Consider the following 26,848-nt stretch of genomic DNA (forward strand, 5'->3'; position numbering starts at 1 on the left):
GAGGGCGCACGGCACGACTCAAGCGGCGGAGTCGAGCAGCGTCCGATCATGCCGTCGAGCTTAGCGGCTCCAGCAACATTGTGGAAAGGCGCACGCCGTCCGTTGCCGTCCGATGCTGGACCGTTGTGGCCGCAGGGCCACGCCGCCCGCAGCCCTGGGCCCTGCACGTGCGACATGCCGCTTTCATCCCGTGCGATTCGTCACCGAGCGGGCGTTCGCCGCGTCATCACTTTTGCCGGTACGGGGCACCCGAAAAGCCTGAGCAGTCCCGAGAGGCCTGAGCGGTCCCAAAATGTCCGGGCGGTCCTATGTCTCAGCCGATGCGCACGTCCCAGATCGTCCCCCTCGTCGTCGCCACCGCGCTGTTCATGGAGAACACCGATTCCACCGTGATCGCCACCGCGCTGCCGGCCATTGCCCGGAGCCTGAACGAGGATCCGATCGCCCTCAAGCTCGCCCTCACGGCCTACCTCGTCAGCCTGGCGATCTTCATCCCGATCAGTGGCTGGATGGCGGACCGGTTCGGGGCCCGCACGGTGTTCCGGGTCGCGCTGGGGGTGTTCATGGCCGGCTCCCTGGCCTGCGCGGCCTCGAACTCCCTGGCGGGCTTCGTCGCCGCCCGGTTCTTCCAGGGCCTCGGCGGCGCCATGATGGTGCCGGTCGGACGCCTCGTGATCCTGCGCAGCGTGCCCAAGACCGAACTCGTCAGCGCCCTGGCGTACCTGACGATCCCCGCTCTGATCGGGCCGATCTTCGGACCGCCGCTGGGCGGGTTCATCACGACCTATTTCGACTGGCGCTGGATCTTCTTCATCAACATCCCGATCGGGATCGCCGGCATCGTGCTGTCGACGATCTATTTCGAGAACATCCGCGAAGCCGAGCGCCCTCCCCTGGACGTCCTCGGGTTCCTGCTCTCGGGCCTGGGGCTCGCCACGCTGATGCTCGGCCTCGCCTCCACCGGGCGCCACCTCCTGCCGGACGGCGTCTCCTGGGGGTGCCTCCTCGCCGGAAGCCTCCTCCTCGGGCTGTATTTCCGGCATTCGCGCGGCATCGCCAACCCGGTGATCCGCCTCGACCTGCTGCGCTATCCGACCTTCCGCGCGGCGGTGACCGGCGGCAGCCTGTTCCGGATCGGCACAGGGGCGATCCCCTTCCTGCTGCCGCTGATGCTGCAGATCGGCTTCGGTCTCGATCCCCTGCGCTCGGGCCTCATCACCTTCGCGGCGGCGGCGGGCGCGCTGCTCATCAAGATCATCGGCCCCCGCATCCTGCGCGCCTACGGCTTCCGGCGGGTGATGCTCGTCAACGCCCTCGTCGCCTCGGCCTTCCTCGCGGTGAACGGGCTGTTCACCGCCGAGACCCCGCACGCGATCATCATCTGCGTCCTGCTGATCGGCGGCTGCGTGCGCTCCCTGCAGTTCACCTGCGTCAACGCCATCGCGTATGCCGAGCTGGAGACCCGGGAGATGAGCGCGGCCACGAGCCTCGCCAGCGTGGCACAGCAGCTCTCGCTCAGCCTCGGAGTATCCCTCGGGGCGCTGGCCCTGGAGGGTGCCGCCGCTGTCCACGGCCGCAGCGAGATCGCGGCGCAGGATTTCGCCCCGGCCTTCCTGGCGGTGGCGCTGATCTCGGTGATGTCGTTCTTCGCCTTCCGGCGGCTCAGCCCGGAGGCCGGCGCCGAGGTGTCGGGGCATCGGCTCGTCGCCGCCGCCCCGCGCAATGCGATGCCCTAGGACGGGGTGCCCCGGGACGCCCGGGCCGTCCGGGCGCTCAGGCGGCGGCCCGGGCCGGGGCCCGTCCCGGGGCGCGCTTGGGCTTCTGCCCGCCCCGCGCGGCGGCCGGGGCCTTGGCCGGGGCCTTCGCGGGACTCGCGGCGGCACGTGCGCCCTGGCGCCAGCCTTGCCAGCTCCAGCGGCCGGGGCCGGTCATCGCGTACATCAGGAAGCCGCCGGCGAGGCCGAAATCGGCGAGCATCAGGGTGCGCTCGGCCACCGCGCTCGGCCCGACGAACTGCCAGAACGGATGCAGCAGCACCGCCATCACGCCGACGAAGACGGCGAGCGCCAGGCCGCTGAGGCGCGGCAGCACGCCGAGGATCAGCGCCACGGGGCCGAACACCTGGACGATCACGGCCGCCGTGGCGACGGCGTTGGGCGAAGGCAGGCCGGTGGCCGCGAGGGTGACGGCGAAGCCGGAGACGTTCAGGGCCCGGGCGACCCCCGTGGGCAGCAGGGCGGCGGCGAGCAGCAGCCGCGCGAGGAAGAGCAGTCCGTCTTGGGCACGGCCGGTCACGTCTGGGGCTCCGTCAGGCATCCTGGAAGACCGAGCTTTGTCGTGACCGGCTGAAGACGGCGTTAAGGCTGCGGCGTCCTCAACCGGAGACGCCGCCGCGGAACAGGCGGCCCCGCTCGGTCCAGGCCACCACCGCGAGGGCGAGCCCGCCGAGGAGCGCGTAGCCGATGCCGATGGGCAGGACCGAGCCGTCGAAGGCGTGCCCGATCAGGAAGCCGCAGAACGCGCCCAGGATGGTGGTGTAGAAGCCGAGGAAGGACGAGGCCGTGCCGGCGATCTCGCCGAGCGGCTGCAGCGCCAGGGCGTTGAAGTTCGGCATGGCGAAGCTGATCAGGAACTGGTTGGCGGCGAGGATCGCGAGGAACAGCCCCAGGGGCGGGTGACCGTGATAGGCGAGCCCCGCCACCACCTGCCCCACCGCCACCACGACGAAGAGGCTCAGGCCCGCATGGGACAGGGGCCGCATGCCGAGGCGCCGGACGAGGCGGGCATTCACCAGGGTGGCGGCCCCCATGGCCCCGGCGACGAGGCCGAAGGCCAGGGGGAACAGGCCCCCGAGATGGTAGAGCCCCGTGTCGAAGACCTGCTGGGCCGAGCCGACATAGCCCATGATGCAGCCGGTGAGCAGGCCGAGCGCCGTGGCGTACCCCACCGCCACGCGGTTGCGGAAGGTGATCGCCACCGCCTGGGCCACCGCCGCGAGGGAGAAGGGGCGCCGGTACTCCGGATGCAGCGTCTCGGGCATCCGCCAGGCGAACCAGATCACCAGGATGCCGGCGAGCGCCAGCATCGAGACGAACACGTAGACCCACGAGCCGAACAGCAGCATCGCGCCGCCGATGGCCGGTGCGATCATCGGCACGATCAGGAACACCATCATGATGAGCGACATCACGCTCGCCATCTCGCGCCCCGCGAAGCGGTCGCGCACGATCGCCGTCGAGAGGACGCGCCCGCTGGCGGCGCCGATGCCCTGGATGATCCGGGCCGCCAGGAGCCAGCCGAAGGACGGCGCCACCATGGCGAGGCCGGTGCCGACGACGTAGATCGCCAGGCCCGCCAGCAGCACCGAGCGCCGCCCGTAGGTGTCCGAGAGCGGCCCGTAGACGATCTGCGCCGTGCCGAAGCCGATCATGTAGACGTAGACGAGGAGCTGCAGGCTGTTGGGATCGGGCACGCCGAAGCGCGCCTGGATCGCCGGGAAGGCCGGCAGCAGGTTGTCGATCGAGATCGCCGTCACGGCCATCATCAGCGCGACGATGCCGACGAACTCGCCGAAGCCGGGGCCCGTCCACGGCCGGGCGGCGGGCACTGAGGCGGTCTCGGGGAGCGGGGGTGGCGGGGCGTGCGCGGTTTGGGCCGGAGCGGTTTGGGCCGGGGTGGTGCTCACCAGGGACGGTCCTCGGGGGCTGGGGCGGCGCGGCGGATCGCCGTCGAGCCTGAACGTTTCGTCCGGCTCTTGGTGCCTTCGGCGGCGCGGGGCCATCGGGGGTGCTGCATGGCAGCCGCGCGGGGCCCGCGGCGCGCTCGCGCCACAATTTCGGAGAACCGTGTGCGGGGTGCCGGGATCGCGGCGAGTCGGGGAGCGGAACGGCGGCAGCATGCAGGAGACGCGTCGCCGCATCGTCCAGTTCGGGCTCCTCGGAGGCCTCCTGCCGGGCCGGCCCCTGCGGGCCTGGGCAGACTTCGCTGTGCCGGCCGAGACGTCCCTGCCGGATTTCGCCGCCCGGGCCGACGCCCTGGTGCGGCCCTACGCCCGGGCCGGGATCTTCTCCGGCGCCGTCATCGTGGCCCGGGACGGCGCGGTGCTGTTCCGGCAGGCCTACGGGGCGGCGCAGCGCGAATGGTCCGTGCCGAACACGCCCGAGACCCGCTTCCGGATCGCCTCCCTGACGAAGCAGTTCACCGCCGCCGCGATCCTGAAGCTGCAGGAGGCCGGGCGGCTCCGGCTGGACGATCCGGCCGCGCGGCACGTGTCCGGCCTGCCGGCGACCTGGACGCCCATCACCCTGCGGATGCTCCTCGACCACACCGCCGGCCTGCCCAACGTGACGGCCCTGCCCGACTACCCGACCGTCCTCGCGCGCACTGCCCGGACGCCCCTGGAGGTGGTGGGCCGGCTCTTCCGCGAGGACCTGCTGTTCCCCGCGGGCGCGGCCCAGGAATACAGCAACACCGGCTACATCCTCCTGGCGGCGATCGTCGAGGGGATCACCGGCGCGCCCTTCGCGGCCGCGCTGAACCGCCTCGTCCTTGCCCCCGCGGGCCTCTCCGAGACCGGCGACGCCGATCCGGCGGCGCTGATCCCGCAGCGGGCCGCCGGCTACCACCGGGTCGCCGGGCGGTGGCGCAACGCGCCCCCCGTGGTCCCGGCGGCCGTCCTGGGGGCGGGCGGCCTCGTCTCGACCCTCGACGACCTCGCGGCCTGGGACGCCGCGCTGTTCTCCGGCCGGGTGCTGCGACCGGCCTCCCTGGCCGAGATGGTCCGGGACGGTGGCCACGGCTACGGGCTCGGCCTCTATGTCGGCCGCGCCTACGGCCAGCGGCTCCTGTCCCACGGCGGCTTCCTCGACGGGTTCTCGGCGATCAAGGACAGCTACCCGGATCTCGGCCTGACCGTCGTGGTCCTCGGCAACACCGAGACCACGCCCGCCCAGACCCTGTCCCGACGCCTCGGCGCCCTCGCCCTCGGGCGGCCGGAGGTCACCGAAATCGCGGTGCCGGCCGGCGTGCTCGACCGCTACGTCGGGTTCTACCGGACGGGGCCCCGCGCCGTGGTCTCCCTCGCCCGGGAGGGGGATCGCCTCGTGGCCCGCGGCGCCGGCCCGGCGCCCTTGAGCCTGACCCCGGAGAGCGACCGCGTCTTCGTGGCCGAGGACGGCACCCGCCTCGCCCTCGACATCGAGCCCGACGGCCGGGCGACGGGCCTCCTCCTCGACCTGCCCGGCGGCGCGCGCGCAGGGCCCCGGATCGACGCGCCGACGGCCCGTCGGATCGGCAACCGGCGCTTGGCGCGCCTCGGGCCGCGCTGAGCGTCGTCCGGGTCGCCAACCCGCCCGAACGGGTCTAACATCGGCGCCGCGCCACGACGCCATCGGGCGCGCCGATCATCCGAGCCGCGCGCTCGCGCGCCCATCCGTTGGCCAAAAGTCCACCTTGATTTGACGCTGCGTCTGGCTTTGGCTGCTGCCCATAAGAACAATCAGGAGGATACGCGATGAACAAGCCGGAATTTCTCAACCAGGGTACGAAGGCGCCGTTCTCGGCGCGCTACGACAACTTCATCGGCGGCCAGTGGGTCGCGCCCGTCGCTGGCCGCTACTTCGAGAACACCTCCCCGATCACCGGCCGGGTGATCTGCGAGGTCGCCCGCTCGGACGCCGCCGACGTCGACAAGGCCCTCGACGCCGCCCACGCCGCGAAGGAGGCCTGGGGCCGCACCGCGCCGGGCGAGCGCGCCCGCATCCTGAACAAGATCGCCGACCGGATGGAGGAGAACCTCGACCTGATCGCGCTGGCCGAGACCTGGGACAACGGCAAGCCGATCCGCGAGACGACCCACGCCGACATCCCCCTCGCCATCGACCATTTCCGCTACTTCGCCGGCTGCGTCCGCGCGCAGGAAGGCTCGATCTCCGAGATCGACCACGACACCGTCGCCTACCACTTCCACGAGCCGCTCGGCGTCGTCGGCCAGATCATCCCGTGGAACTTCCCTATCCTGATGGCGGTGTGGAAGCTCGCTCCGGCGCTCGCGGCCGGCAACTGCATCGTGCTGAAGCCCGCCGAGCAGACCCCGGCCTCCATCCTCGTGGTGGCCGAGCTCATCGCCGACCTGCTGCCGGCGGGCGTGCTCAACATCGTCAACGGCTTCGGCCTCGAGTGCGGCAAGCCGCTGGCCTCCTCGCCCCGCATCGCCAAGATCGCCTTCACGGGCGAGACGACGACGGGCCGGCTGATCATGCAGTACGCCTCGCAGAACCTGATCCCGGTGACGCTGGAGCTCGGCGGCAAGTCGCCGAACATCTTCTTCTCCGACGTCGCCAACGAGGATGACGACTTCTTCGACAAGGCGCTGGAGGGCTTCACGATGTTCGCCCTCAACCAGGGCGAGGTCTGCACCTGTCCGAGCCGCGCCCTGGTGCACGAGTCGATCTACGACCGCTTCATGGAGCGGGCGATCAAGCGCGTCGAGGCGATCACCCAGGGCTCGCCCCTGGATCCCGCCACGATGATCGGCGCCCAGGCCTCCTCGGAGCAGCTGGAGAAGATCCTCAGCTACGTCGACATCGGCAAGCAGGAAGGCGCCCAGTGCCTCACCGGCGGCGAGCGCAACATGAAGGACGGCGAGTTCGCGGAGGGCTACTACATGAAGCCGACCGTGTTCCGCGGTCACAACAAGATGCGCATCTTCCAGGAGGAGATCTTCGGCCCCGTCCTTTCGGTGACGACCTTCAAGGACGATGCCGATGCCCTCAGCATCGCCAACGATACCCTCTACGGCCTCGGCGCGGGCGTCTGGACCCGCGACGGCACCCGCGCCTACCGCTTCGGCCGCGCCATCCAGGCCGGCCGCGTCTGGACGAACTGCTACCATGCCTACCCGGCCCACGCGGCCTTCGGCGGCTACAAGCAGTCCGGCATCGGCCGTGAGAACCACAAGATGATGCTCGACCACTACCAGCAGACCAAGAACATGCTGGTGAGCTACTCGGCCAAGAAGCTCGGCTTCTTCTAGGACCCGTTCAGGCCACGCAGACCCGCGTGAGACTTGCCCCGGCCGGATGACGGCCGGGGCTTTTTCGTTTCCCGCCCTATCTCTCTCGAAAGGCCTTTCCCGGAGACCGCCCCATGAGCGATACCGCCCTCGACCCGACCACCGCCGACCAGGCCGGCGCCGACGGGACGCCCCTGCGCGTCACGGCGACCCCCGCCGCCATCGACCTCATCGAGGAATTGCGGGCCGAGCACGGCCCGGTGATGTTCCACCAGTCCGGCGGCTGCTGCGACGGCTCGTCGCCGATGTGCTACCCCGTCGGCGACTTCCTCACCGGCGACAGCGACGTCCATCTCGGGACGGTGGCGGGGGCCGATTTCTGGATCAGCCGCCCGCAATTCACGGTCTGGAAGCACACGCACCTGATCCTCGACGTGGTGCGCGGCCGCGGCGGCATGTTCTCGTTGGAGAACGGGCGCGACAAGCGCTTCCTGATCCGGTCCCGGGTCTTCACCGAGGCCGAGAACACGGCGCTGGAGGGCGCTTGCCGGATCTGAAGTCTCAGGAGCGCGGCTTCGGCCGCTCCCCCGCGTTGCAGCGCTTCATCGACGCGAAGGCCTCGGAGGCGCCGCTCAGGTCGAAGCCCGCCTTCCAACCCTTGCCCTTGAGAAGGATTTCCTCGGAATCGGCGGCCTTCTCCGCGAGGTTGGCCGGCAGCGTCCCGACGAGACGGGTGCCGTTGCCGGTCCAGGTCGACTTGGCGTTCACGGTCTTGCCGCCGAGTTCGGTGGCGGCCGTGATCTTCTCGTCCCGGTCGTGCTGCCATTTGCTGTAGGTCAGCACCACGACGAGGGCCTTGTTCTCGAGCGCGAAGGTGACGGAATTGTCGGCATCGTCGTCATCCTCGTCGACGTAGGACCGCACGATCACGCAGGCGGGGCTGCCCGTGACGCTGGCGGCGCGCTCGACCTGCCAGCCGTTCAGGCTCTCGAACAGGGGCCGCTCCGGCTGGGCCGCCTCCTGCGGCGCCGGCGCTTGCGGAACAGGCGATTGGGCCGAGGCCCCCGCGGGGGCGGCAAGGCCGACGAGGAGGCCGAACAGGCAGGACCGGGCCGGCGACGGGCGCTTCATGACGGAATTCTCCGATGGGAACGAGGATTGTCGCGGCTCAGAGCTTGGCGCCGGGCATCGGCGTCTCCGCCGGTTTGGGGGCCGACTTGGCGGCCTCGCGGGCATCCATGAAGCCCGCGAACTCCTCGGGCGTCCGGGTCGAGAAGGCGACGATGGGCTGTGGGTCGTCCGAAAGGTCGCGGAACGCGGCACAGAGGTCCGCCGCGGGCTTCGCGAAGGTCGGCTGCAGCTTCCCCTGGATCTCCTCCATGACCGGGGTCATTTCGGGCTCCAGGGCGGCGAGTTTGGCTTCGAAGGAGGCGCGCTGCCCCGCCGTGGTCGGGATCTCGCAGGACCGGAGGAGTTTCTGGAAGATCAGGCCCATGCCGTAGACCTTCATCCGGGTGTCCGAGGGCCGGGCAGCCGCCTTCTTCGCATTCTGGCGCCGTGCCGTCTCGGCCGCGAAGGCGTCTGGCGTCAGGGCGAGGTACTGGTCGAGGGCCGTGCCGAAGCCCGCCGCATCCTCCGCCTTCGGGCAGAACGGCGCAGTCGGGTCGGAGAAGCGCTTGCCGAGTTCGATGTCGATCAGCGCTTGGATCGGACGCATCTCCGGACGCATCGCCGCCAGCTTGGCCTCGAGGTCGGTGCGCTGCTTGCCCGTGCTCGCGACCTCGCAGTCCTTGAGGGATTTCTGGAAATAGAGCCCGCTGGCGTAGTTGGCGATGCGGCCCTCCGACGGAACCTCCGTCGCGACGTCCGCCGGCATTCCACTGCAGCGCTTCAGCGCCTCGAAGGCCTCGGCGAAGGCCGGAATCTTGAAGTCGGCATCGCCGTCCTTGAAGCGCAGGACGATGGCGTCGGCGCCGAGGAGGTGCGGCAGGAGCGTGTCCGGAAATTCCCCGGTCATCTGGGTCTCGTCTGCCTTCCACTTGGAGCGCGGAAGGACGACCTTGCCGCCGGCCAGGAGGACCACGGTCCGATCCCCCTTGTCGTGCGACCAGCCCTGGTAGCCGAGGGAGAGGATCAGGAAGCCCGGATAGGTCGCGACGACGACCGAACTGGCATTCTCGTCGTCCGGATCCTGATAGCCGCGGGCCATGAGGCACTTGGCCTTGTCGCCCTCCCCGCTGCGGCTGATCTCCCAGTCCTTGACCTTCGCGAAGGGGACATCCTTGGCCGACGCCGCGTTCGCGGCGAACCCGATCCCGGCCGCGACCAGGGACAGCAGAAACCGGGAAACCATCGACAACTCCACACCGCCGGCGCGTCCGGGAGGGGTGCCCGGAACAAGTCCGGCAACCTGGACTGCAGAACGTGGAGGATGTGTTGCTGTCGGCGACAGCACCGGATGATCGCGGCGATCAGGGATAATGAAAGTGTAATGATCTGCGTCGCGAAGATCAGACGACGACGGCCCGGAAAGACTGCGTGCGCCGCCGCTGCATGGCGTTTCTTGACGGTACAGACACCTGCGTTGGCCGGAATTGAAGACCGAAGGTGTCCCGGAACTCCGGCACAGTGCCGGGAAGACGAACGGAGTATCGCGACGGATGCCGTCTACTGCCGAGGTCCGTCCCGCCGGCGGCCGGACGTGGTCTGAAACGCGGATCGCTCCCCGGGCGATTCGGCCCGAGGAGCGATCCGGATGGGGCGGCGAACGGGTCTCGCCGTCGTGCCGACGATGTCAGGCGCGGCTGACGCTGGCGGGGGTGATCTCGGCGAGCCTCGTCGCGCCGACCTGGCGCATGATCGTCTCGAACTCGCGCTGCATGATCGCCAGCACCGCCGTGACGCCCGGCTCGCCGAAGGCGGCCAGACCCCAGACGTAGGGACGGCCGATGCAGACCGCGTTCGCACCGAGGGCCAGCGCCTTGATCACGTCGGTGCCGCGGCGGAAGCCGCCGTCGATGAGCACCGGCACCCTGCCGTTGACCGCCTGGACGACCTCCGGCAGCGCATCGATGGTCGCCTCCAGGCTCTCCTCGGCGCGGCCGCCGTGGTTCGAGACGATCAGGGCGTCGACGCCGTAATCGAGAGCCTTCTTGGCGTCCTCGTGGGTGACGATGCCCTTGAGGACGAGTTTGCCCTTCACGATGCCGCGCAGGCGCTTCACGTAGTCCCAGGTCATGCCGGTGCCGTAGAGGTTCGTCACCTTCGACACGTCGATGTCGTCGAACATCGGCTTGCGGCTGACCTCGTTCTTGAAGCCGGGCGTGTGGCAATCCGAGCACGTGCGGGTGTCGAGGCGCCGCTCCCGGAACAGCGTCTCGGTGTTGCGGCCGCCCTGGCGGTCGACGGTGAGCACGATGGCGGGGGCGCCGGCTTTCTCAGCCCGCTTCACCAGGGCCTCGGTCACGGCCCAGTCGTCGGTCGGGTAGAGCATGTACCAGACCGGCGCGCCGCGCTCCTTGATGACGTCCTCGATCGACGTGCTGCCCACGGTGGACAGGATCATCTGGTGACCCTTCACCTTGGCGCCGCGGGCCACGGCCGACTCGGCCTCGGGGTGGAAGGCGGCCTGGCTGCTCACCGGGGCCAGAACGATCGGGCTCGCCCAGGTCTCGCCGAAGATCTTCACCGTGGTGTCGATCTTGCGCACGTCGATGAGGCGGCGGGCGCGGATGCGGATCTTCTCGAAACCCTCGCGGTTCGCCTTCAGGGTCTCGTCGCCGTCGACGCCGCTGGCGAGGTAGCCGTAATGGGCCGGGGGCAGCGCTTTCTTCGCGGCGGGCTCGAAATCGAAGACGTTCAGGGCCTGGCTCGGCGAATCGATGATCGCGCCCACATTGCCGGGGGACTGCCGCAGGACGTCGTAGCTCTGGGCCATGGCGGCGTCGGTGCCGAGGGCCGAGAGGCCCGCGAGGGCGGTGACCATCGACGGCGCCACCGCCGGGCTGGCCGACAGGAACTCGAGGAATTTCCGGCGGTGGAACAGCTTTTCCGCCTCGGAACCGGGCTGAGCTTGAAACGTCTCGGACATCAAAAAGGCTTTCGGCGATCTCGCGGAGACGCCGTCCTGCACCATTCATGTTGCGCTGCGCAAGAACGCTGTGAGGGCCTATAGTTCTATTTGCACCCGGCAAAACTAATAAATATAATGCATAAATCCAAATTTATCTTGGAATATCACGAATAAGTTTTTGAATGTGAAGTCTTTGGAAATGGAGAGCTCTGCGCCAGCCTACATGCTGCATTGCACGCAACGCATTATGGTCACGCTTACCCGAGCGGGAGAGCGCCGCTCAGTCGTCCCGCGGCTCGATGGCGGCCCCGGTCGGGCCGCGATAGCCCGTCGCCAGCACGTAGAGTTCGCTCGAATCGGCCCGGCTGGCGTTCGGCTTCACGTGACGCACGCTGGTGAAGTCGCGCTTCAGGTCCGCGAGCAGCGTGCCCTCGGTGCCGCCCTGAAACACCTTGGCGAGATAGGAGCCGCCCGGCGCCAGGATTTCGCGGGCGAACTCGGCCGCCGTCTCGGCCAGGCCGATGATGCGCAGGTGGTCGGTCTGCTTGTGGCCGGTGGTGTTGGCGGCCATGTCGGAGAGCACGAGGTCGGCCGGCCCGCCGAGGAGATCGGTGAGCAGCTTCGGCGCCTCGGGGGCCAGGAAGTCGAGGGTGATGAAGTCGACCCCGACCATCGGCTCGATCTCGAGCAGGTCGATGCCGACGATCTTGCCGCTGGTTCCAACGATCTTGGCCGCCACCTGCGACCAGCCGCCGGGGGCCGCGCCGAGGTCGACGATGCGCTGGCCGGGCTTCAGGAGCTTGAAGCGCTCGTCGATCTCGATGAGCTTGAAGGCCGCGCGCGAGCGATAGCCCTCACGCTTGGCCCGGGCCACGTAGGGATCGTTCAGCTGGCGTTCCAGCCAGCGCTTCTGCGAGGCGGTGCGGCCCCGCCCCGTCTTCACCCGCTGCTTGAGTTCGCCGCGCAGACCCGCGCCGGCACCACGCCTGTCACTCACCGGTAGCTCCCACGGCGCCAGACGCCGTCCTCGCGCATCATGTTCATCAGGAGGCCCTCGCGCAGGCCGCGATCGGCGATGCGCAGGCGGTCGGAGGGAAACGCCCGGCGGATCGCCTCCAGGATGGCGCACCCCGCCAGAACCAGGTCCGCTCGGTCGCGCCCGATGCAGGGATTGTCCGCGCGCTGTTCGAGCCGGGTGTCGAGGAGGTCGTCGATGGCCTCGCCCACATCGGCGTCGCTCATCCAGAGACCGTCGACCCGCCGGCGTTCGTAGCGGGCGAGACGCAAGTGCATCGCCGCCAGCGTCGTCACCGTACCGGAGGTGCCGAGCAGGTGGAAGTGGCGGGCATTCGCGGCCGGGGCGGCTCGGATGGCGAAACGCGCCAGCAGGTCGGCCACCTCCTCCACCATGCCCTCGAAGGTCAGGCGGGTGACGTCGGAGCCGCCATGGCGCTCGGCCAGGGTGACGACGCCCACGGGCAGGGAATCCCAGGCCCGGATGCGCAGGGTTGGATCGGCCGAGGGGTTCGTCGCCGCGCCGTCGAGCCAGGCGATCTCGGTGGAGCCGCCGCCGATATCGAAGATCACCACGGACTCGGAATAGGGGTCCGCCAGGGCGGCGCAGCCCGTCACCGCGAGGTAGGCCTCGGTCTGCCGGTCGACGATCTCGAGGTCGAGCCCGACCTCGTTGCGCACCCGCTCCACGAACTCGGCCCCGTTCACCGCGAGGCGGCAGGCCTCGGTGGCGATGATCTTGGCCCGCACCACGCCGCGGGCCTGCATCTTGGCCTTGCAGACCCGGAGCGCCTCGAGGGTCCGCTCAATCGCGGCCTCGCTCAGCCGGTCCGAATTGCCGAGTCCCTCGCCGAGGCGGACGATCCGCGAGAAGGCGTCGATCACGCGGAAGCCGTGCGAGGCCGGCTCGGCCACGAGGAGGCGGCAATTGTTGGTGCCGAGGTCGAGGGCGGCATAGGCGCTGCGCCGGCCCGGACGGCCGGCCGCACCCGGCGCATCGGCGCGCGCCACCGGTGCCGCTAGCGGCGTCTTCCCGCCGCTCGGGCGGGCCGGCATGGTCGCGGCGCTCTCGTCCCTCATCGGCTGAGCCGAAATCCTCGATCATGGCCCCAGGCGAAGAGCCGGGCCAACAGTTCCGCGAGACGCTACAGGTCTCCCCGGCAAACTGCAAAGCCTCGATCGCGGAGACGACCGGACGGGGGATGAATTCCGCGTCCCGAACGGAGCGGGCGGCGTTGTTTCAGCCGAGCTTGCTGGCCGCCGCCATGCGCGGGACGGGCCGGAGGAGGCTCTTCACCTGCGAGAACGGGCGCGGCCGGTTGATCACCTCGTCGAGGCGCGACCACAGGGTCTTGGGCGAGAACGGCTTGGCGATGATCTCGTTGACCCCCAGCGAGATCGCACGGTCGACCACGTTCCGCCGCGGTTGGGCCAGCATCAGGATGATCGGGACGGTGGGCGACGGCGAGGTCGTGGGCGTCCGCGCCAGGCGGATGAACTCCTCGCCCGAGAGGATCGCCAGATCCCAGTCGATGATGGTCAGGTCCGGCTTGCTCTCGGCCAGGACGCCCAGGGCCTCGGCCCCGTCCGGCGCCTCGAGCACCCGCTTGATCCCCACCCGCATCAGCATGTCGCGCACGATGCGGCGGATGTAGAGGCTCTCGTCGACCACCAGTGCCGAGAGGTCCGGAAAACTCGGGGTGGCGATCATGGATGCGGCGTCGGGCCCGGCGGCTCGGGGCGGACGTGCCCCGCCGCAACCCTACCGTCCGGGACTTTGCGCTTTGCTAACATCGAGCAGCAAATCGATTCGATCGTCGCTTGCGAGAATTGCCTAAGCGGCGGGCAGCGGTCGCCGCCGCCACCGGGGTGCGCTAAAAAGCTACGCATTTTGCCGCAGGAAAGTTACGGAACTCTCGCCAACCGGGGCAGAAGCATCTTGCGATCAAGGCGGCTTTCAGTCAGGACTAAGGCGTTATTCTTGGTCACCGCTGCTGGGAGTAATGATAGAGCGGAGCGTGGGCTGTCTGGGATGGCGCGCACGCGGTTATCGAAACTGATGGTCGGCGGACGGTTTTTGCGAGCTTTCTATGGGACGTGGTCGTGATTTTCGGGGGCCGCAGAAGCGCGGCTTCGATGAGGGTGGAGCCGAGCCGCGTTGGCCGGATCAGGCTCCTCCGAGCGGCGGTGGCTACGGTGGTGGTTTCGGCGGTGGCGGCGGTTTCGACCGTGGTCCGTCGCGCGCCGCTGCGGCGCCCTCTGGACCGGAGCGCGATGCGACGGTCAAGTGGTTCAACAAGGAGAAAGGCTTCGGTTTCGTCGAGCTGGCTGACGGTTCGGGCGATGCCTTCCTCCACATCCGCGCCGTCGAAGCTGCTGGCCATGCCGACCTCCTCCCCGGCACGCGCCTGACGGTTCACACTGCCCAGGGCCAGAAGGGCCCGCAGGTGACCGACGTCACCAGCGTGGACACTTCCACGGCCGAGGCCGCTCCGATGCGCGACGCGCGTCCGCCCCGCAGCGGCGGCTTCGGTGGCGGCGACCGCTTCGGCGGTGGTTACGGTGGCGGCGGTGGCTACGGCGACCGCGGTGGTGATCGCGGCGGCGGCGGTGGCGGCCGCTTCGCCAGCGGTCCGTCCACCGAGATGACCGGCACGGTGAAGTGGTACGACCCGGCCAAGGGCTTCGGCTTCGTCTCCGTCAACGACGGGGGCAAGGACGTGTTCGTGCACCGCTCCGCCCTCTCCCGCGCCGGCCTCGACTCCCTCGCCGAAGGCCAGCAGGTCGTCCTCGGCGTCGTCGAGGGCCAGAAGGGCCGCGAGGCCCAGAGCATCAACGTCGACGATTGATCGACCCGGGCTGGCCGCGCCGCGGCCACCTTTCACGGCATGACTGAAACGGCGGCCCCTCCCGGGCCGCCGTTTCGCGTTTCAAGCGAACCTTGCGAAGACACGATGATGCCTCCGGAGATCGGGATGCGGACCACCCTTCTCGCGTTGATGGGCCTAGCCGGCTTGGCGGCGCCCGTTCCGGCCGCGGCCGAGGACTTCACCGGCTTCTATGCTGGCGTGAATGCGGGCTACGGCTTCGAGACCGGTGGGCGGGACGGGCGCGGCGTCGTGCCGGGTGCATCCGTCGAAGTGCCGGGCGCCGGCGCCGATGCCGGGCTTCCGCCGAGCGCCCGGGACGCCTCCCGCGCCCTGCAGTCTCGCAATCGCGCCGCGACGGGTATCGGCAGCGCCCTCCGCCGCTGACACGCGGGGTCGTCGCTCGGAAACCGCTGCCTCGAAGCTTTCGCCCAAAGCCTTCGCCCCGACGAGCTAAGGCCTTCGCCCCAACGAGAAAGGGCCGCCCTCGCGGGCGGCCCTTTCGTGTCTTCGGCGATGATCCAGTGGGATCAGCGCGAATAGAACTCGATGACGAGGTTCGGTTCCATTTGAACCGGGTAGGGAACCTCGCCGAGGTTCGGCACGCGCGTGACGCGGGCCGTCATCTTGGAGTGATCCACCTCGATGTAGTCCGGCACGTCACGCTCGGCGAGCTGCGCGGCCACGACGACGATCTCGAGCTGCTTCGAGGAATCCTTGACTTCGATCAGGTCGCCCGGCTTCACGAGGTAGCTGGCGATGTTGACGCGCTGGCCGTTGACCTTGACGTGACCGTGGTTGACGAACTGACGCGCCGCGAACGGGGTCGGGACGAACTTGGCACGGTACACGACGGCGTCGAGGCGACGCTCGAGCAGGCCGATCAGGTTCTCGCCGGAATCGCCGCGCAGGCGGATCGCCTCGGCGTAGTAGCGGCGGAACTGCTTCTCGGTGATGTTGGCGTAGTAGCCCTTGAGTTTCTGCTTGGCGCGCAGCTGCGTGCCGAAGTCGGACATCTTGCCCTTGCGGCGCTGGCCGTGCTGGCCGGGGCCGTACTCGCGGCGATTGACGGGGCTCTTCGGGCGGCCCCAGATGTTCTGGCCCATGCGGCGATCGAGCTTGTGCTTCGCCTGAATGCGTTTTGACATCGCGGTTCCTCTCGCAATGGAGATCTATCGAGGAACGCGCCCTCCTCTCTCCGCCGGGCCCAGGAGCCTGGAGCGAAGCGACAGGACGGACATTGCCGCCCACGGGTGCGCTTGAAAAGCATCGGGGCCCCTCGTCGGAGCCCCGTTACCGGCGCCTCGTTAGAGCACGACGCCGCCGCCGTCAATGCCGAGCCGGCTGCCGACCGCCTATTGCAGGCCGAGCGGCATCGCCTCCACCGCCACGCGCCCGATCCCGCGGGCTTCCAGGGAGCGGTGCAGGAGCGCCGAGAGGCCGGCGCCGCTGGTGAAGGCGCCGAGCACCGGCGCATCGTCCCGGCCGAGGGGGCGAGGGCTCGGTCCGATCAGCTGCGTCACCCGCCGGGCGATGGCGGGGGCCGGGTCGATCCAGGTCACCGGCCAGGGGGCGAGGGCCTGGAAGCGCGCGAGGAGCAGGGGATAGTGGGTGCAGGCAAGGCAGACCACGTCGGTGCGGCGGCCGTCCTCCAGGGTGACGAAGCAGGGGGCGATCTCGCGGGCCAGGTCCGCGTCGTCCACCGGCTGGCCGGCTAGCTCGGCTTCCGCGAAGCCGGCGAGGTTCGGGGCGCCGACCAGGGTGACGGCGCAGGCGCTGGCATAGGTCTCGACGAGTTCGTGGGTGTAGGCGCGCGCCACGGTGCCGGGGGTCGCCAGGAGGCTGATCACCCGCGAGCGCGTCGCTTCCGCGGCTGGCTTGATCGGCGGTACCACCCCGACGAAGGGCGTGGCGAAGCGCTGGCGCAGGGCGGGAAGCACCAGGGTGGAGGCGGTGTTGCAGGCCACCACGACGAGGTCCGGCGCGTGCAGGCCGATCAGGCGCTCCATGACGCCGAGCACCCGCTCGACCAGCACCGGCTCGGACAGGCGGCCATACGGGAAGGCGGCATCGTCGGCGGCGTAGACGTAGGCGGCATCCGGTCGGGCGCGCCGGACCTGCTCCAGCACCGTCAGCCCGCCCAGCCCGGAATCGAACACCAGGATGGTGGGCGCCGGCGCCACGCTCCGTGCCACGGCCGCCGTGGTCGCTCCTGCCATGAGATCGATCCGCATCCGAGTCCGGCCCGACTGTCCCGCGTGAACGGCGAAGTGTCGGTCCCGGACGGTTAAGGCGAGGTCACCGTGGCGGCAAAAAGGCGATCGATCCGATGGTCCGGGCGTGGGCGCGACGAAGGACCCCGCTCCGCCTCCGTTGCCGAATGCCGGCGCGGCCATATCTCCCCTCTCAGGTGCAGGATTGCGGGTTCAGATATGGGAGTGGCCGCCATGGCAGCGACGGCAGCGTTTCGCGAGACCCCTGGGGCCGAGGCCGGCCGGGCGAAGGCGGACCGATCCTTCTTCCCGCCTCCGCCCCTCTCCGCGACGCCGGTGGATCGCGAGGCCTGGATCGCGGCTTTCCACCACGTCCGCGACGAGACCGAGCGCCGCGCGGCGCCGCTCTCCCCGGAGGACCAGCAGGTCCAGTCGATGGCGGATGCCAGCCCGACGAAGTGGCATCGTGCGCATACCACGTGGTTCTTCGAGCAGTTCCTGCTGCGCGCGCATCTGCCGGGCTACGCCATCTACGACGAGCGGCTGCACTACCTGTTCAACTCGTACTACGTTGCCGCCGGTCCCCGTCAGCCGCGTATCATGCGCGGGTTGATCACCCGCCCGACGGCGGACGAGGTCGCGGCCTACCGCGCGCATGTCGACCGCTCGGTCGATGCACTTCTGAGCCAGGCCTCCCCCGGTGCCCTCGAAGCGGTGCTCCCGGTCCTCGAGATCGGGCTCTATCACGAGCAGCAGCACCAGGAATTGCTGGTCACCGATATCCTGCACGCCTTCGCGCAGAACCCCCTCGGGCCTGCCTACGACGCGGATTGGCGCTTTCCGAAGCCCCAGGGCGCAGGGGGACGCGCGGAGTTGCGTCGGGGCATCGAGTCCATCGGCCATGCCGGGGAGGGCTTCTCCTTCGACAACGAGTCGCCGCGCCACGATGCGCTGATCCAGGGTGGCACCATCGACCGGGCCTTGGTCACCAACGGGCAGTGGCAAGACTTCATGGCCGATGGCGGCTATGCGCGTCCGGAACTCTGGCTCTCGGATGGCTGGATCGCCGCCCAGGCCGAGGGGTGGGAGGCGCCGGGCTACTGGCGCGAGGCCAAGGACGGATGGGCGACCATGACCCTCGCCGGCATCCGGCCGGTCGATCCCGACCTGCCCGTCACCCATATCAGCTACTACGAGGCCGACGCCTATGCCCGCTGGGCCGGGCGCGACCTGCCAACCGAGTTCGAGTGGGAGGTGGCGGCCCGCGAGGACAAGCTCCCCGACGCCTTCGGACTCGTCTGGCAGTGGACCCGCAGCGCCTACACCGCCTACCCGGGCTACCGCCCGGTGGACGGCGCGCTCGGCGAGTACAACGGCAAGTTCATGTCGAACCAGTTCGTCCTGCGCGGCTCCTCTGTGGCGACGCCGCAGGGCCATGCGCGGGTGGGCTACCGCAACTTCTTCTACCCCCATCAGCGCTGGCAATTCACGGGCTTGCGCCTGTCGGACGCCCGGTCCTGATTCCAGCCAGCCCCTGAATCGTCGCGTACCTGGAGACGTCCCTTGACCATCAACCCCGTCTTCACGGACGCGACACCGATCGCGGCCATCGACGCCGAGCGTCAGTTCCTGGACGATGTGCTGACCGGCCTCTCGGCACCCCAGAAGTTCCTCTCGGCGAAGTACTTCTACGACGCGACGGGCTCGGACCTTTTCGAGGCGATCACCCGGCAGCCGGAATATTACCCGACCCGCACGGAGCTCGGCATCCTCGACGCCCAGGGGGCGGCCATCGCCGCGACCCTGCCGGCCGAGGCGAACCTCGTCGAGTTCGGCAGCGGCTCGACCGTGAAGGTCCGGCGCCTGATGGTGCACCGGCCGGACCTCGCCGCCTACGTTCCCGTGGACGTCTCGGAGAGCTTTCTCCTGAGTGAGGCCGAGGCTCTGGCTCGGGACTTCCCGAACCTCACGATCGCCCCCGTGGCGGCGGATTTCACCCGGGCCTTCACCCTCCCGACCGGCCTGTCGGACGGCCCGGTGGCCGGCTTCTTCCCCGGCTCCACCATCGGCAATTTCGAGCCGCCGCAGGCGACCCGGCTGCTCGCCCATTTCGGGCGGGTGCTCGGGGCTGGCGCCACCCTGATCATCGGCGTCGATCTCGTGAAGGAGAAGGCGGTGCTCGACGCCGCCTACGACGACGCGGCCGGGGTGACGGCGGCTTTCAACCGCAACCTGCTCGTGCGGATGCGGCACGAACTCGGTGCCGAAATCGATCTCGACGCCTTCGCCCACCGGGCCTTCTTCAATCCCGAGGCCTCGCGCATCGAGATGCACCTCGTCAGCCTGAAGGCCCAGACCATCCGAGTCGCGGACCGGGGCATCGCCTTCGCCGCGGGTGAGACCATCCACACCGAGAACAGCTACAAGTATACGGTCGAGAGCTTCCGGGCTCTGGCGGGCGAGGCCGGCTGGCGCGCGGAGGCGGTGTGGACCGATCCCGACCGGCTCTTCTCGATCCACGCCCTGCGGCGGGGCTGAGTCTCGCGGGCCCGAGCCGGTCGATTACTTCGACGGATCGGAATGCGCAGCGGACTGGCCGGTGGGGGCCGGTCCGATCGACCGCCTTCACTTCAGCTTCGCTTCTCCATCATCGCCTTGACCTGCATCAGCTGGTCCCAGAGCTGGCCCGGTGAGGTCCCGAGGAAGTCGAGGCCGGCGGTCACGCCCCAGTAGATCCCGAAGACGATCACCGGAACCAGGATCCAGCCCAGGATCTCCTCCCCGCGCCGCCGGCGCCGGCGCCGCAGCCGGCGCTGTTCCCGGGCCGTGAGCTTCGGGGCGGGGGCCTGCTTGGTCGCGATGGGCGTGAGGGGACCCTCGTGCAAGTCGTTCATCGGGGACGCCCCTCCTCAACCGATCTCAGCGATGGGAGGCGTATCCGGCCAGTCTCTCGCAGTGCCCGCTCTCCATTCCCGCGCTTGCTAACCATCCGGCGACCCCGTGTCGACCGCCGGATGCGGTTTTCCGGCACCCGTCTGACGTGAAAAACCGGCCCCTCCCGATGGGAAGGGCCGGTTCGTCTTGGCGATGTCAGGTCCGGGGGATCTCCGGTCCTGACCGTTCAGGCTTTGACCAGGGGCACCTTCGGAACGGTGCGGACGCCGGAGCCGCCGCTGGGGCCGCCCTTGTCGTCGCGCTTGTCGTTCGTCTTGCGCGCCGAGGCCTTGGCCTTCGTGCGCTTGTGCTTCTTGGCCGCGTTGGCGACGTCCTTCTCGGGCTTCGGCGTGACCGGACCAGCCGGGAACTCGAAGCCGAGCGCGTCCTTCTCCGCGCCCTCGCCCTTGCGCAGGACCACCCGTACCGCGCCGCCGTCCTTGAGCCGCCCGAACAGCACCTCGTCGGCCAATGGCGTCTTGATGGTCGACTGGATCAGACGGGCCATCGGCCGGGCGCCCATCGCGTCGTCGTAGCCGTTCTCGGTCAGCCACTCGCGTGCCTCGTCCGAGAGCTCGATGGTGACGTTGCGGTCGGCGAGCTGCGCCTCGAGCTGGAGGACGAACTTGTCGACTACCTTCGCCACCACGTCCTTCGGCAGGTGACCGAAGGAGATGATCGCGTCGAGACGGTTGCGGAATTCCGGCGCGAACAGCTTGTTGATCGCCTCGACATCGTCGCCGGTGCGCTTGGCCTGGGTGAAGCCGTAGGCGGACCGTGCGAGGTCGGAGGCGCCCGCATTCGTGGTCATGATGATGATCACGTTGCGGAAATCGACCTGCTTGCCGTTGTGGTCGGTGAGCTTGCCGTGGTCCATGACCTGCAACAGGATGTTGAACAGGTCCGGATGCGCCTTCTCGATCTCGTCGAGCAGCAGCACACAATGCGGATGCTGATCGATGCCGTCGGTGAGCAGGCCGCCCTGGTCGAATCCGACATAGCCGGGAGGCGCGCCGATGAGGCGGCTGACCGTGTGCCGCTCCATGTACTCCGACATGTCAAAGCGCAGCATCTCGACGCCGAGGGACGCGGCGAGCTGCTTGGCGGCCTCGGTCTTGCCGACGCCGGTCGGTCCCGCGAACAGGTAGGAGCCGATCGGCTTGTCGGGATCGCGCAGGCCGGCACGGGCCAGCTTGATCGCCGAGGTCAGCGCGTCAATGGCGTTGGGCTGGCCGTAGACCACGCGCTTGAGGTTCTCCGTGAGGTTCTTGAGAACCACCGCGTCGTCCTTCGAGACAGTCTTCGGCGGGATGCGGGCCATCGTGGCGATGGTCGCCTCGATCTCCTTCACGCCGATGGTGCGCTTGCGGCGCGCCTCCGGCACCAGCATCTGCGAGGCGCCGGTCTCGTCGATGACGTCGATCGCCTTGTCTGGCAGCTTCCGGTCGTTGATGTAGCGCGCCGACAGCTCGACCGCGGCCTTCACGGCCTCGGTGGTGTACTTGAGCTTATGGAACTCCTCGAAATACGGCTTCAGGCCCTTCACGATCTCGATCGCGTCGGGGATCGACGGCTCGTTGACGTCGATCTTCTGGAAGCGGCGCACCAGGGCCCGATCCTTCTCGAAGTACTGGCGGTACTCCTTGTAGGTGGTCGAGCCGATGCAGCGCAGGGAGCCGTTGGCGAGGGCGGGCTTGAGCAGGTTCGAGGCGTCCATCGCTCCGCCGGAGGTCGCCCCGGCGCCGATCACCGTATGGATCTCGTCGATGAAGAGCACCGCGTTCGGGTGCGCCTCGATCTCCTTCATCACCTGTTTGAGGCGCTCTTCGAAGTCGCCCCGGTAGCGGGTGCCGGCCAGCAGGGTACCCATGTCGAGGGAGAACACCGTGGCCTCGATGAGGACCTCGGGCACCTCCTTGTTGATGATCTTGCGGGCCAAGCCCTCGGCGATGGCGGTCTTGCCGACGCCGGGCTCGCCCACGAGGAGTGGGTTGTTCTTCTGGCGACGGCAGAGGATCTGGATCGTGCGCTGCACCTCGGCCTCGCGGCCGATGAGCGGGTCGATCCGGCCGTCGCGGGCCTTCTTGTTCAGGTTGACGCAATAGGCCTCGAGGGCGTCGCCCTTCTTCTTCGCGCGGCCCTCACCCTCGTCGCCGCTCGGGCGCTCGGAGGCGGATTCCTCGTCCGCGCCGCGCACTGGCTTGGCCTCGGAGGCCCCCGGGCGCTTCGCGATGCCGTGGCTGATGTAGTTGACCGCGTCGTAGCGCGTCATGTCCTGCTCCTGCAGGAAGTACGCGGCGTGGCTCTCGCGCTCGGCGAAGATCGCCACCAGCACATTCGCGCCGGTGACCTCCTCGCGTCCGGAGGATTGTACGTGGATCACGGCACGCTGGATCACGCGCTGGAAGCCGGCGGTCGGCTTGGCGTCCTGGCGGCCGTCCCCGATGAGGTTCGACAGCTCGGTGTCGACGTACTCCACGAGGCTGCGCTTGAGGGTGTCGACCTCGACGTTGCAGGCCCGCATGACCGCGGCCGCGTCCTGATCGTCCACGAGGGCGAGCAGGAGATGCTCCAGCGTCGCATATTCGTGCCGGCGCTCGCCGGCGAGCGCCAGGGCGCGGTGGAGAGCTTGTTCTAGGCTGCGAGAGAAGCTGGGCAAAGCGTGGCCTCTGTGTGGGATGCCTATTTCTTTTCCATAACGCACTGGAGAGGATGTTGGTGTTTGCGGGCGAAGTCCATGACCTGCGTCACCTTGGTCTCCGCAACTTCGTACGTGAAGATGCCGCACTCGCCGACACCGTTGTGGTGCACGTGCATCATGATCTGAAACGCGACTTCCTGCGACTTGTTGAAGAATTTCTCGACGACGTGAACCACGAACTCCTGAGGTGTGTAGTCGTCGTTCAGCAAGAGAACCCTGTAGAGGCTCGGTCGCTTGGTCTTCGGTTTGGTGCGGGTGATGATGGCGGTCCCGGACCGGCCATCATCCGTACCACCCGGTTCGCGTGGCTCGTCCGTCGCCCGCACATCCGCGATGCGAGGGGTACGTGAAAAGGTCTCGGGGCCGTCCGCGCGTGAGGATTCGCTGCCCCGTATCAGGACGTCGGTCATCTGAATCGCATCGACCCCTTGGTGCGGCATGCTGCTTGGTGGCTGCTCATCCGCGGGTCGCGCCGGCGAGGCGCGCTCGCATCGCCGGTAATCTATAGGGCGATCGGCCGCTTCGCCAGTCGGCTGCGCGCACTTGTCCGAGACGGCGACGAAGCGGCGTCCCGGACCGCCCGGGCGGCGGCCCGCGCTCACCCGGCTCCCGATACGAAAAGGCCCCGTGCGGACGATCGCACGGGGCCTGACTGGCGGAACCTGAGGGGCTGCAGCGGGCCGTTCGGCTGCCGCGGGGTAGGCCGGGCGTCAGGCCGCCTTCTGGTCGGCCGCTGGGAAACCGGGAAGCTTCGGGAAACCCTTGAGATCGAAGGCCTTCGGATCGAAGAAGTTTTTGGGGTCGAAGAAGCTCTTCAGATCGAACGGCGCCTTGGCCTGGAGCGGGGCGCCCACCTCCTGGGCGAGGCCCTGGTACAGGTCGGTCATCACCTTGGCCTGGTTCTGCAGGCGCTCGTAGGACGCCTTGAGGTACTCGGCCTGGATCTCCAGGGCGGACTGAAGCGTGCGCGCGGCGGCGAGCTTCTTCATCGCCTCGGCACCGGCGCTGTAAGACTCCTTGGCGAAATCCGCCATCTCGATGCCGGCCGTCTGGTTGGTCTTGGCGAGCGACGAGACGCTCTTCATCACGGTGGTGAGACCGGTCTTGTTCATCTCGGCCGCCTTCTCGTACATTTGGGTCATCCGACGATCCTTCCGCCCCCGCGGGGCTTACCCTGACGTATCGGGCCATCGCCCGCGAGGCCGAGAGCGGCCCGCGACTTTTGTGTGCGATGCAACATAGAACGTCAAGCGATATATTGCATTGCGAAATGTGCGTCGCGTCCGTCGAATTGGTCCCGCAGCATTAACCGGGCCGTAACTGCGTCCACCTAGCCTGATTGACAGATGTTGCGGGGTTACGGCGGCACGGCCGCACCCCCCGCCGAGATGTTGCGGTGCAAGCCGGCCTGCGGGTCGAGCATGTCGAGGCAGTGAGTCGTGATGCGTAGCCATACTCCCCGCGTCGGCCGGGTGCCTGCCCTGTCGGCCGCGATTGCCGCGGCCGCTGTCCTGGCCGCCCTCGCCTCCCCGGCCGAGGCGCGACGCGGTCATCATCACCGCGGTGGCGGCGGTGGCGGCTACAATCCCCCCTACGCCGCCATGGTGGTGGACGTGAAGACCGGCAAGACCCTGCACGCGATCAACGAGGATTCGCTGCGCCACCCGGCCTCGATCACCAAGGTGATGACGCTCTACATGCTGTTCGAGCAGCTGGAGCGCGGGCGCTACACCCTCGAGTCGCCTCTCACCATCTCGTCCTTCGCGGCCTCCCAGGCCCCCTCGAAGCTCGGCCTGCGTCCGGGCTCCACCATCGAGGTCGAGGACGCGATCAAGGCGATCGTGACGAAGTCGGCCAACGATGTGGCCTGCGCCATCGGCGAGAACATCGCCGGCTCCGAAGCCCGTTTCGCCGAGATGATGACGCAGAAGGCCAAGGCCCTCGGCATGAGCCGCACCCACTACGCCAACGCCTCCGGCCTCCCGGATGCCGACCAGATCACCACGGCGCGCGATCTCACGATCCTGGCCCGGGCGATCCAGGATCGCTTCCCGCGCTACTACAAGTATTTCCAGACCCGCTCCTTCGCCTTCCGCGGCCGGGTCATCGGCAACCACAACCGCCTCCTGGGCAATGTCCAGGGCGTGGACGGGATCAAGACCGGCTACACCCGCGATTCCGGCTTCAACCTGATGACGGCGGCCAAGCTCGACGATCGCCAGATCGTGGCGATCGTGCTGGGCGGCAAGTCCGGCGCCAGCCGTGACCGGATCATGGCCGACCTCGTCCGTCAGTCCCTGCCCCGCGCCTATGCGGGGGCTCGCCAGGCCCCCTCGACCGTCGAGGTCGCGGAACGCGCCCGCCCGGCGGTGGTCGCCGATGGCGCCTCGCGCACCCGGACCCAGGTGGCCTCCGCCGACGACGAGGACGTGGAGACCACGGCCTCGACCCTTCGCGCCGGCCAGCCCCTCGATATCAGCCCCAGCCGCACCGCCACCACGACGCCCGGCAGCGCCGGCATGAAGTGGCGCTCGGGAGCGCTCCCGGCCTCGGCGCAGGCCTATGCGCCCGCCGGCGGCCAGGCCGCCTTCCCGGCCGGTGGCAAGAGCGACGCCCGTCTCGCCTCCGTCGACGGTCCCCGCACCGAGGCTGCGAAGCCGGTCTCCGGCGCACGGATCACCCCCACGGCCTGGGTCATCCAGCTCGGCGCCATGGACGACGAGGACAAGGCGAAATCGATGTTGTCCGAGGCCCGTAGCCGGGCCGGCGGCGCGCTCGCGAAGGCGGCGCCCTACACGGTGAAGGTCGAGCATGGCGGCGCGACCCTGTTCCGGGCCCGCTTCTCGGGGTTCGCCGAGCAGGACAGCGCGCAGGACGCCTGCAACGCGCTGAAGCGCAACGGGTTCAACTGCTTCGCCACCCGCAGCTGAGTTCGCGCTGACGGGTTCGCAAGGGACCGGTGCCCCCTTCGGGCGTACCGGCACAGGACACGGACGCCCGGTTCGTATCGCCGGACGGCCGCTCTTTCGACATTCCCTGTCTGACAACGCGCGTGGAGTATCAGCGATGTCGGTTGTTAAGCCTGTCACGGGCCGCGTTGACGCGGGCCGCCTGCTCGGCCGTGCCTCCCTGGTCGGGGTGCAGCCGCTTCATCAGCGTCCGGTGAGCCGCGCGGACCTGCTCCAGGGACGCCCCACGCTCAAGCCCCAGGATCTCATAGGCCTCCTCCTCCGTCATCGCCCCTGGATACGCCGCGCGGCGCGGCCCCGGGTGGGGATCTCCCTGAGCGTCTACACGCCAGCCGGGATGCCGGCGGTCGAGATACACCTCTAGGAGACGGGTGGTCTCGGCGTCGCGCCCGAACAGGGCGACGAGGGCGGGCAGAGGGATCACCGACAGGGGTTGGCCGGCATAGGGCCCCGCCAGGGCGATCCCGTCCCCGGCCGCATCGAAGCGGATGGTGGCGCCCGAGAGCCGACGCGGATCGTAGCGGGCGGCGAGGCCCCGGACCCGGCGGTTCAGGCCGGCCGATCCCTCGAGCAGCCAGACGGCGCCGGCTCCCAGCAGGATGGCGAATTCCAGGCGCCCCCGCACCAGGAAGAGGGCGGCCAATGCCAGGGCGGCATATCCCCCCACCCGCCGCAGGACGCGCGCCGTCAGGGCGGGATGGCGGATCCGCAAGTTCCGTCCAAACCACCACACGAGAAGAAGCGCGACGACACCGGCGAGGAACGTCACCGGCCGAACCCGTACTCGGCACCGACCCGACCGCCGACGCGCAGCTTCACCCCGCCGACGTCACGGAACCCCTGATTGTCCGGCACCCCCGGTTTCGGGCGCGCCGGATCGCAGCCGGGCCGCGGCGGCAGGCGGACGCCCTCGGGGGCATTCTCCGGGCAGAGATGCGGCGGTGTCCGCTCGGCGGCACCGGCGGCGAAGGCGCCGGCCAGCCAGAGCAGGAGGGCGCAGGAGGAACAATGGCTGACCATGGGTCACTTTCGCTGGGCGACGGGTCGCTTTAGCGAGCGCCGCGCC

The 26,848-nt window shown here is 69.2% G+C and carries 25 protein-coding genes; 9 read left to right on the plus strand and 16 right to left on the minus strand.

Annotated elements, in window-relative coordinates; genetic code table 11:
• The first annotated feature begins 320 nt into the window (after positions 1–320).
• The gene (locus AC1MGR_RS17765; RefSeq protein ID WP_108034776.1) at positions 321–1,736 is read left to right on the plus strand and encodes an MDR family MFS transporter; all 1,416 of its coding nucleotides are present in this window, start codon (positions 321–323) and stop codon (positions 1,734–1,736) included.
• Positions 1,737–1,773: 37 nt separating this feature from the next.
• On the opposite strand, the gene AC1MGR_RS17770 is transcribed toward AC1MGR_RS17765, so the two are convergent.
• Positions 1,774–2,295: a DoxX family protein gene (locus AC1MGR_RS17770; protein WP_108034711.1), complete on the minus strand. Its 522-nt coding sequence runs from the start codon at positions 2,293–2,295 to the stop codon at positions 1,774–1,776.
• A gap of 79 nt (positions 2,296–2,374) precedes the next feature.
• Positions 2,375–3,544: a multidrug effflux MFS transporter gene (locus AC1MGR_RS17775; protein ID WP_108034775.1), complete on the minus strand. Its 1,170-nt coding sequence runs from the start codon at positions 3,542–3,544 to the stop codon at positions 2,375–2,377.
• Between the two features lie 352 nt (positions 3,545–3,896).
• Here AC1MGR_RS17775 and AC1MGR_RS17780 point away from each other — a divergent pair, with 352 nt between their 5' ends.
• The 3 genes from AC1MGR_RS17780 to AC1MGR_RS17790 all read left to right on the plus strand — a co-directional run bounded on the left by AC1MGR_RS17780 (position 3,897) and on the right by AC1MGR_RS17790 (position 7,569).
• Entirely contained in the window at positions 3,897–5,327 is a 1,431-nt protein-coding gene (locus AC1MGR_RS17780) for a serine hydrolase (RefSeq protein WP_480232420.1), read from the plus strand.
• A 185-nt stretch (positions 5,328–5,512) separates the two neighbouring features.
• The gene (gene adh, locus AC1MGR_RS17785; protein ID WP_108034709.1) at positions 5,513–7,033 is read left to right on the plus strand and encodes an aldehyde dehydrogenase; all 1,521 of its coding nucleotides are present in this window, start codon (positions 5,513–5,515) and stop codon (positions 7,031–7,033) included.
• 113 nt (positions 7,034–7,146) lie between these two features.
• The gene (locus AC1MGR_RS17790; protein ID WP_480232421.1) at positions 7,147–7,569 is read left to right on the plus strand and encodes a DUF779 domain-containing protein; all 423 of its coding nucleotides are present in this window, start codon (positions 7,147–7,149) and stop codon (positions 7,567–7,569) included.
• 4 nt (positions 7,570–7,573) lie between these two features.
• Here the strand turns inward: AC1MGR_RS17790 and AC1MGR_RS17795 are convergent, their stop codons facing one another.
• From AC1MGR_RS17795 to AC1MGR_RS17820, 6 genes are all read right to left on the minus strand, one after another.
• Positions 7,574–8,143: a hypothetical protein gene (locus AC1MGR_RS17795; protein WP_480232422.1), complete on the minus strand. Its 570-nt coding sequence runs from the start codon at positions 8,141–8,143 to the stop codon at positions 7,574–7,576.
• A 37-nt stretch (positions 8,144–8,180) separates the two neighbouring features.
• Positions 8,181–9,365 (minus strand): hypothetical protein, encoded by a 1,185-nt coding sequence (locus AC1MGR_RS17800; protein ID WP_480232423.1) that lies wholly within the window; start codon positions 9,363–9,365, stop codon positions 8,181–8,183.
• 441 nt (positions 9,366–9,806) lie between these two features.
• Positions 9,807–11,102, minus strand: a complete 1,296-nt coding sequence (locus tag AC1MGR_RS17805) for an alpha-hydroxy acid oxidase (RefSeq protein ID WP_480232424.1) — start codon at positions 11,100–11,102, stop codon at positions 9,807–9,809.
• 262 nt (positions 11,103–11,364) lie between these two features.
• A complete protein-coding gene (locus tag AC1MGR_RS17810) occupies positions 11,365–12,081 on the minus strand; it encodes an RlmE family RNA methyltransferase (protein ID WP_108034704.1) in 717 nt (238 codons plus the stop codon).
• The gene (locus tag AC1MGR_RS17815) at positions 12,078–13,178 is read right to left on the minus strand and encodes a Ppx/GppA phosphatase family protein (RefSeq protein WP_480232425.1); all 1,101 of its coding nucleotides are present in this window, start codon (positions 13,176–13,178) and stop codon (positions 12,078–12,080) included. The genes AC1MGR_RS17810 and AC1MGR_RS17815 overlap by 4 nt, the downstream gene beginning before the upstream one ends.
• 160 nt (positions 13,179–13,338) lie before the next feature.
• Complete coding sequence (locus AC1MGR_RS17820) at positions 13,339–13,809, minus strand: response regulator (protein WP_055953409.1); 471 nt, start codon at positions 13,807–13,809, stop codon at positions 13,339–13,341.
• 379 nt (positions 13,810–14,188) lie between these two features.
• On the opposite strand from AC1MGR_RS17820, the gene AC1MGR_RS17825 reads away from it, so the two are divergent.
• Complete coding sequence (locus AC1MGR_RS17825) at positions 14,189–14,947, plus strand: cold-shock protein (protein WP_480232426.1); 759 nt, start codon at positions 14,189–14,191, stop codon at positions 14,945–14,947.
• A gap of 126 nt (positions 14,948–15,073) precedes the next feature.
• Positions 15,074–15,352, plus strand: coding sequence for a hypothetical protein (locus tag AC1MGR_RS17830; RefSeq protein ID WP_480232427.1), 279 nt, complete (start codon positions 15,074–15,076; stop codon positions 15,350–15,352).
• A gap of 143 nt (positions 15,353–15,495) precedes the next feature.
• Here AC1MGR_RS17830 and rpsD read toward each other — a convergent pair whose 3' ends face one another.
• Together rpsD and murI are read right to left on the minus strand one after the other, a co-directional pair.
• Positions 15,496–16,113 (minus strand): 30S ribosomal protein S4, encoded by a 618-nt coding sequence (rpsD, locus tag AC1MGR_RS17835; RefSeq protein ID WP_055953400.1) that lies wholly within the window; start codon positions 16,111–16,113, stop codon positions 15,496–15,498.
• 207 nt (positions 16,114–16,320) lie between these two features.
• Positions 16,321–17,199, minus strand: a complete 879-nt coding sequence (murI, locus tag AC1MGR_RS17840; RefSeq protein ID WP_480232428.1) for a glutamate racemase — start codon at positions 17,197–17,199, stop codon at positions 16,321–16,323.
• A gap of 213 nt (positions 17,200–17,412) precedes the next feature.
• Between murI and egtB the strand changes: the two genes are divergently transcribed.
• Entirely contained in the window at positions 17,413–18,699 is a 1,287-nt protein-coding gene (gene egtB / locus AC1MGR_RS17845; RefSeq protein ID WP_480232429.1) for an ergothioneine biosynthesis protein EgtB, read from the plus strand.
• A 42-nt stretch (positions 18,700–18,741) separates the two neighbouring features.
• Positions 18,742–19,716, plus strand: coding sequence for an L-histidine N(alpha)-methyltransferase (gene egtD, locus AC1MGR_RS17850; protein ID WP_108034700.1), 975 nt, complete (start codon positions 18,742–18,744; stop codon positions 19,714–19,716).
• 92 nt (positions 19,717–19,808) lie between these two features.
• Here egtD and AC1MGR_RS17855 read toward each other — a convergent pair whose 3' ends face one another.
• The 4 genes from AC1MGR_RS17855 to AC1MGR_RS17870 form a co-directional block, all read right to left on the minus strand.
• A complete protein-coding gene (locus AC1MGR_RS17855) occupies positions 19,809–20,072 on the minus strand; it encodes a hypothetical protein (RefSeq protein WP_471753579.1) in 264 nt (87 codons plus the stop codon).
• A 227-nt stretch (positions 20,073–20,299) separates the two neighbouring features.
• Positions 20,300–22,771 (minus strand): ATP-dependent Clp protease ATP-binding subunit ClpA, encoded by a 2,472-nt coding sequence (gene clpA / locus AC1MGR_RS17860; RefSeq protein WP_108034698.1) that lies wholly within the window; start codon positions 22,769–22,771, stop codon positions 20,300–20,302.
• Positions 22,772–22,794: 23 nt separating this feature from the next.
• Positions 22,795–23,139 carry an ATP-dependent Clp protease adapter ClpS gene (clpS, locus tag AC1MGR_RS17865; RefSeq protein WP_055953857.1) on the minus strand — a complete coding sequence of 115 codons (345 nt, stop codon included), beginning with the start codon at positions 23,137–23,139 and terminating at the stop codon, positions 22,795–22,797.
• 384 nt (positions 23,140–23,523) lie between these two features.
• Entirely contained in the window at positions 23,524–23,955 is a 432-nt protein-coding gene (locus AC1MGR_RS17870) for a phasin family protein (RefSeq protein WP_480232430.1), read from the minus strand.
• Positions 23,956–24,255: 300 nt separating this feature from the next.
• On the opposite strand from AC1MGR_RS17870, the gene AC1MGR_RS17875 reads away from it, so the two are divergent.
• Entirely contained in the window at positions 24,256–25,743 is a 1,488-nt protein-coding gene (locus tag AC1MGR_RS17875; RefSeq protein WP_480232431.1) for a serine hydrolase, read from the plus strand.
• Positions 25,744–25,873: 130 nt separating this feature from the next.
• On the opposite strand, the gene AC1MGR_RS17880 is transcribed toward AC1MGR_RS17875, so the two are convergent.
• Positions 25,874–26,551, minus strand: coding sequence for a J domain-containing protein (locus tag AC1MGR_RS17880; RefSeq protein WP_480232432.1), 678 nt, complete (start codon positions 26,549–26,551; stop codon positions 25,874–25,876).
• Entirely contained in the window at positions 26,548–26,802 is a 255-nt protein-coding gene (locus AC1MGR_RS17885; protein ID WP_480232433.1) for a hypothetical protein, read from the minus strand. The genes AC1MGR_RS17880 and AC1MGR_RS17885 overlap by 4 nt, the downstream gene beginning before the upstream one ends.
• Positions 26,803–26,848 lie beyond the last annotated feature (46 nt).

Source organism: Methylobacterium sp. BI1, from assembly GCF_056680125.1.

Excerpts from the sequence above, each read along its gene's own strand:
- AC1MGR_RS17765 (WP_108034776.1), top strand. The coding sequence starts at position 321 with ATGCGCACGTCCCAGATCGTCCCCCTCGTCGTCGCCACCGCGCTGTTC.
- AC1MGR_RS17775 (WP_108034775.1), bottom strand. The coding sequence starts at position 3,544 with ATGATGGCCGTGACGGCGATCTCGATCGACAACCTGCTGCCGGCCTTC.
- AC1MGR_RS17780 (WP_480232420.1), top strand. The coding sequence starts at position 3,897 with ATGCAGGAGACGCGTCGCCGCATCGTCCAGTTCGGGCTCCTCGGAGGC.
- adh (WP_108034709.1), top strand. The coding sequence starts at position 5,513 with ATGAACAAGCCGGAATTTCTCAACCAGGGTACGAAGGCGCCGTTCTCG.
- AC1MGR_RS17790 (WP_480232421.1), top strand. The coding sequence starts at position 7,147 with ATGAGCGATACCGCCCTCGACCCGACCACCGCCGACCAGGCCGGCGCC.
- AC1MGR_RS17795 (WP_480232422.1), bottom strand. The coding sequence starts at position 8,143 with ATGAAGCGCCCGTCGCCGGCCCGGTCCTGCCTGTTCGGCCTCCTCGTC.
- AC1MGR_RS17800 (WP_480232423.1), bottom strand. The coding sequence starts at position 9,365 with ATGGTTTCCCGGTTTCTGCTGTCCCTGGTCGCGGCCGGGATCGGGTTC.
- AC1MGR_RS17805 (WP_480232424.1), bottom strand. The coding sequence starts at position 11,102 with ATGTCCGAGACGTTTCAAGCTCAGCCCGGTTCCGAGGCGGAAAAGCTG.
- AC1MGR_RS17815 (WP_480232425.1), bottom strand. The coding sequence starts at position 13,178 with ATGAGGGACGAGAGCGCCGCGACCATGCCGGCCCGCCCGAGCGGCGGG.
- AC1MGR_RS17820 (WP_055953409.1), bottom strand. The coding sequence starts at position 13,809 with ATGATCGCCACCCCGAGTTTTCCGGACCTCTCGGCACTGGTGGTCGAC.
- AC1MGR_RS17825 (WP_480232426.1), top strand. The coding sequence starts at position 14,189 with ATGGGACGTGGTCGTGATTTTCGGGGGCCGCAGAAGCGCGGCTTCGAT.
- AC1MGR_RS17830 (WP_480232427.1), top strand. The coding sequence starts at position 15,074 with ATGCGGACCACCCTTCTCGCGTTGATGGGCCTAGCCGGCTTGGCGGCG.
- rpsD (WP_055953400.1), bottom strand. The coding sequence starts at position 16,113 with ATGTCAAAACGCATTCAGGCGAAGCACAAGCTCGATCGCCGCATGGGC.
- murI (WP_480232428.1), bottom strand. The coding sequence starts at position 17,199 with ATGCGGATCGATCTCATGGCAGGAGCGACCACGGCGGCCGTGGCACGG.
- egtB (WP_480232429.1), top strand. The coding sequence starts at position 17,413 with ATGGCAGCGACGGCAGCGTTTCGCGAGACCCCTGGGGCCGAGGCCGGC.
- AC1MGR_RS17855 (WP_471753579.1), bottom strand. The coding sequence starts at position 20,072 with ATGAACGACTTGCACGAGGGTCCCCTCACGCCCATCGCGACCAAGCAG.
- AC1MGR_RS17870 (WP_480232430.1), bottom strand. The coding sequence starts at position 23,955 with ATGACCCAAATGTACGAGAAGGCGGCCGAGATGAACAAGACCGGTCTC.
- AC1MGR_RS17875 (WP_480232431.1), top strand. The coding sequence starts at position 24,256 with ATGCGTAGCCATACTCCCCGCGTCGGCCGGGTGCCTGCCCTGTCGGCC.
- AC1MGR_RS17885 (WP_480232433.1), bottom strand. The coding sequence starts at position 26,802 with ATGGTCAGCCATTGTTCCTCCTGCGCCCTCCTGCTCTGGCTGGCCGGC.